Genomic DNA, 4520 nt, shown 5'->3' on the forward strand with positions numbered 1-4520 from the left:
TTTATGTAGTTTAAATTGAAATTTTTATAAATTGATATATTATTTTTTATATAAGTCTATTTTTTATTCAAGAATTAAATAGAAAAATTTTAATTAAAGAATGTATAAAATATTTTTATATAATCATAATAGGTTTTAGTTGAATTTTTTAAAACTAAATAGTAACATTTCATGTAAAAATATATTTTTTTACAGAGCGAACTTTAAGAAATATTTTTAGAATATTGAAATAAGGTGATTATTATGGATATAAAAAATGTTGTTGTAGCTGGTGGTGGAGTTTTAGGTAGTCAGATTGCATTCCAATCTGCATATAAAGGATTTAATGTAAAAATCTGGCTTAGAAGTGAAGGATCTATTGGAAGAGCTCAACCTAAAATTGATCATTTAAAAGATGTTTATTTAAAAATACTTGAAGCTATGAAAACTAATCCTGCTGCATATTGTAGGGGATTGACTGATAAAACCGATTTAAGTGATGAAGAAATTGAAGAATTAAAAAATAATGTTATGAAAGCTTATAATAGCATTGTTTTAACAACAAGTTATGAGGAAGTTGGAGAAGATGCAGATATTGTTATTGAAGCAATTGCTGAAGATCCTAAACAAAAAATTCCTTTCTATGAGGAGTTAGCAAAACATATTCCTGAAAAAACTATTATTGTTACTAATTCTTCAACTAGACTTCCTAGTGAATTTGCTGAATATACTGGTCGTCCTGAAAAATATTTAGCATTACATTTTGCTAATGAAATTTGGAAAAATAATACTGCAGAAGTTATGGGTCATCCAGGTACTGATCAAAAATATTATGATGAAGTTGTAGACTTTGCACTAGCTATTAATATGGTTCCTTTAAAACTTAAAAAAGAACAACCAGGTTACATTTTAAACTCTATGCTTGTTCCATTCTTAAATTCTGCACAAATGTTATATGCAAAAGGTGTTGCAGATCCTGAAACTATTGATAAAACATGGATGCTTGCAACTGGTGCTCCTGCAGGTCCATTTAGAATATTAGATATTGTTGGATTAGTTACTGCATATAATATTGTAATAATGAATCCAGAAGCTTTTGATCCTGAAACTATTCCTGGTAAAATTGCTGTTTTACTTAAAGAAAAAATTGATGCAGGTAAAACTGGTGTTAATGCAGGTGAAGGTTTCTATAAATATTAAGTTTGGAAAATTAGTAAAATCTTTTTATAAGTCTTTAATTTCTTATGATTAGTTTAGAAAATTAGTAAAAGTTTTTACTTATCTTAAGATTTTAAGGTTTATAATTTTTATTGGTTTTAGTTATTTTTAAGGGATTTTTAAAAAGATTTATATCTATTAAATTTAGGAAGATTATATTTAAATTTTATTAAATTAATTTTCCTTTTAATTTTATTAATTTTTTCATCTTATTTTTTTATCTTTAGTTTATTTTTAGTATTTCATTAATAGTTTGTTATTTAGTTGTTTTATTTTTTTTAACTTTAGTTTATTTTTATTATTTTTTGTTAATATTTATTTATTTTTTAGTATTTTATTAGTTATTTTTCCTATTGATTTTATTTTGATATTTTTTAGCTATTTTTCTTTTTATTTATAAATTCTTTAATTATATTTGTTTTATTAAAATATCTTTATTTTTTTTATAATTTTTAATATATAACAATGTTTATAATTAAAGAATAATATATAAATATTATTAATGTATTATAATAATAAAATAATGATATTTTAGAAAGGTTTAAATTATATATGGAAGTTTTTTAATATGAAAGCATTATTATTATTAGGTTGTCCTGAGATTTCATCTCAAACACCTATGGCTATGTACACTTGTAGTAAATTAATTGATTTAGGTTATGATGTTACTATTTCAGCAAATCCTGCAGCAGCTAAACTTGTTAAAGTTTCAGATCCAAAAGGATTTTATAAACATAAAAGTGTAAATATTGATAATTATTTAGATAAAGTTCAAGATGAAGATTTTGATTTAATAATTGGATTTGTACATAAAGATTCAGCTGCAACTTACTTTATTACTTATTGTACTTTAATGGAAAATACTAAAAAAATTGCTCTTGTATTTAATAGGGATCAAGCTTTAGTAAATGAACTTGTAGAAATGGTTGATGAGTCAACAGATGCATATATTGCTACTGCTCGTGCTTATCATAATCCTAATCCTATTAAAGTAAGTTTAAATAAAGCTTTAGATGAAGTTTTAAATAATAATGAAGATTAATTTGTATTTATTAAATAAATTTTTAAACAAAATTAAATTTAGAGGTGATAATTATGTCCTTTTGCTTAGATACTTATTTACAACAATCTGATGATTATAAAATATTACTTAAACAATCAGGATTCAAACAATGTGCTCAAGCAGTTAAAGATAATTCTAAACAGTTAGTACATGTTAATGCTGGTGAAAAAGTATTAGGTATTAGATTAATTGGTATACCACCTATACCAGTAGGAATTAATCCAGATAAAAAAACAGTATGTATTACTTATACAAAACCATGTAATGGTACATCTGCTATTGAATTACCTGTATCTGATGATGAAATTGATGATATAAAATCAAAAAGTATTGATTTTTAGATTAATATTTATATGTTAATTATTTAATTTAATTAATACTCTTTATTTTTTTTTAATATTGCTTATTACTTTAAATCTAATTGTTTTTTAGTATTTTTAATTATTTTAAAGTGTTAATTAGTATTTAGGAGTATTTTTTAAATTATTTAATTTTTAATAATTTTTTTATTATGAGGTTATGAAAAAATGTTAACAACAGTTGTTGGAAGTTTTCCATTTAAACTTAAAACTCCAAATAGTTTTTCAGATAAATTAAAACACGTTTTTGGAACATATGATCCATATAAACTTGCAATTAAAGATATTGTTACTGATGAATTAAATGCCGGTATTGATATTGTTTGTGATGGTGGTGTTCGTGAGAATATGAATATGATTAATATTTTCTCAAGACATATGCAAGGAATGAAAATTGAAGATGGTACAACAGTTATTAAATCTAAAATACTTCCTTCTTATAAGGATATTACTGTTGATGATGTTAATACTGCTAAAAGAGTTCTTGATGATTATTTAGTTAAAAATGAAAATAATTTAACTGAAGATGAAATATCTAATAAAGGAGTTAAAGCTGTTGTAACTGGGCCATCTACTATGATTTATGCTTCTAGAATTGAATCATTTTATAAAAATAAGGATGATGCTATTTTTGATTATGCTCATGCATTTAATTCTGAGTTAAAAGCTATTGAAGAAAAAACAGAAGCTAAATATATTCAAGTTGATGAACCTATTTGGTCTACTGGTGTTGCAGATATGTCTGTTGCAAGTGAAGCTATTGATATTCTTATAGATGGTATTGATTTACCTATTGCTATTCATGCATGTGGAGATATATCTGAAATTTATAAAGTTCTTGCTAATTTAAATGTGGATATTTTAGATTTAGAATTTGCGGGAAATTCTAATAATTTTAAAATATTTAAAAACAATATTTCTAAATTTAAAGGTAAAAAAATAGGTTTTGGTTGTTTAAATTCTGCTGTAGATAGAGTAGATGATAAATATAGTACTGGAGATTTAATTTCTAAGGCTATTGAGATTATTGGAAAAGATAATTTACTTCTTGATCCTGATTGTGGTCTTGGTAAATTAAGTCATGAAAATGCATTTAAAAAACTTCAATTAATGTGTAATTTAAAAAATGAGTTTAATTCTTAATATTTAGTTTATTTTATAATCTAGGTATTAATGTTTAATTCTTAATATTTAGTTTATTTTTTTATAATCAGAATATTAAGTTTTAATCTTTATGTAGTTTAAGTATTAGTTTAATTTTTAATTATTCAGTTTTTATACTATTAAAAATTATATTTTAAATTTTAAGTTCTTGGTTAATATTTGTGATATTATGGATTTTGATTATTTTGATATTGAAGCATGGCAAAACTGGGCTAATAATTCTAAGGATATGTTTCGTGGAATTGCTGAAGGTGGAAAAATTGGATTTTTACTTGATGAATTTGATGATTTAATGATTCTTTTAAATATTGGTGTAGATAATGTTGAAGTTTCAGTTTTAAATGATTTAACTGATGTTGAACTTGATGCATCCTATGCTGATATTGTATTTACTATTAATCCATCTGATGTTGAAGATATTTTAGAAGATTATGATTTTGAAATTTTTAATGAACTTCTTGATAAACAGTATATACATCTTTACAACCTTATAGATTTTGAAGCTCTTGATTATAATGGTTATGAACATTTCCTTTCAAGACTTGGTTTCTATATTGATGGATGTTACTATTGTGGATTATAGTTTATTTTTTATTCTAAATTTTTTTATTTTATTTGTTTTATTTTGTTTTAGCTATTTAATTCATATTTTTTCTCTTTTAAATTAATTTAAATTTCAGTGTTTTAAAATTATTTAATTATTTTTAAAAATTTAATAATTAATATAAGATTATTTA

At 22.8% G+C, this 4520-nt stretch carries 5 protein-coding genes; all 5 read left to right on the forward strand.

Features of this window, described 5'->3' with window-relative positions; all coding sequences use genetic code 11:
• The first annotated feature begins 243 nt into the window (after positions 1–243).
• Complete coding sequence (locus BGI41_RS06770) at positions 244–1179, forward strand: 3-hydroxyacyl-CoA dehydrogenase (protein ID WP_088539777.1); 936 nt, start codon at positions 244–246, stop codon at positions 1177–1179.
• Positions 1180–1765: 586 nt separating this feature from the next.
• Entirely contained in the window at positions 1766–2239 is a 474-nt protein-coding gene (locus tag BGI41_RS06775) for a DUF1890 domain-containing protein (RefSeq protein ID WP_088539779.1), read from the forward strand.
• Between the two features lie 53 nt (positions 2240–2292).
• A complete protein-coding gene (locus BGI41_RS06780; RefSeq protein WP_088539781.1) occupies positions 2293–2601 on the forward strand; it encodes a DUF1894 domain-containing protein in 309 nt (102 codons plus the stop codon).
• Positions 2602–2787: 186 nt separating this feature from the next.
• Positions 2788–3762, forward strand: a complete 975-nt coding sequence (locus tag BGI41_RS06785) for a methionine synthase (protein ID WP_088539783.1) — start codon at positions 2788–2790, stop codon at positions 3760–3762.
• Between the two features lie 190 nt (positions 3763–3952).
• The gene (locus tag BGI41_RS06790; protein ID WP_088539785.1) at positions 3953–4366 is read left to right on the forward strand and encodes a hypothetical protein; all 414 of its coding nucleotides are present in this window, start codon (positions 3953–3955) and stop codon (positions 4364–4366) included.
• Positions 4367–4520 lie beyond the last annotated feature (154 nt).

Origin of the sequence: Methanobrevibacter sp. 87.7 (assembly GCF_002208625.1) — an archaeon.
In the GTDB taxonomy this organism is placed as follows: domain Archaea; phylum Methanobacteriota; class Methanobacteria; order Methanobacteriales; family Methanobacteriaceae; genus Methanarmilla.

Bases quoted from the DNA above. Each gene is read 5' to 3' on its own strand.
- BGI41_RS06770 (WP_088539777.1), top strand. From the start codon at position 244: ATGGATATAAAAAATGTTGTTGTAGCTGGTGGTGGAGTTTTAGGTAGT.
- BGI41_RS06775 (WP_088539779.1), top strand. From the start codon at position 1,766: ATGAAAGCATTATTATTATTAGGTTGTCCTGAGATTTCATCTCAAACA.
- BGI41_RS06780 (WP_088539781.1), top strand. From the start codon at position 2,293: ATGTCCTTTTGCTTAGATACTTATTTACAACAATCTGATGATTATAAA.
- BGI41_RS06785 (WP_088539783.1), top strand. From the start codon at position 2,788: ATGTTAACAACAGTTGTTGGAAGTTTTCCATTTAAACTTAAAACTCCA.
- BGI41_RS06790 (WP_088539785.1), top strand. From the start codon at position 3,953: ATGGATTTTGATTATTTTGATATTGAAGCATGGCAAAACTGGGCTAAT.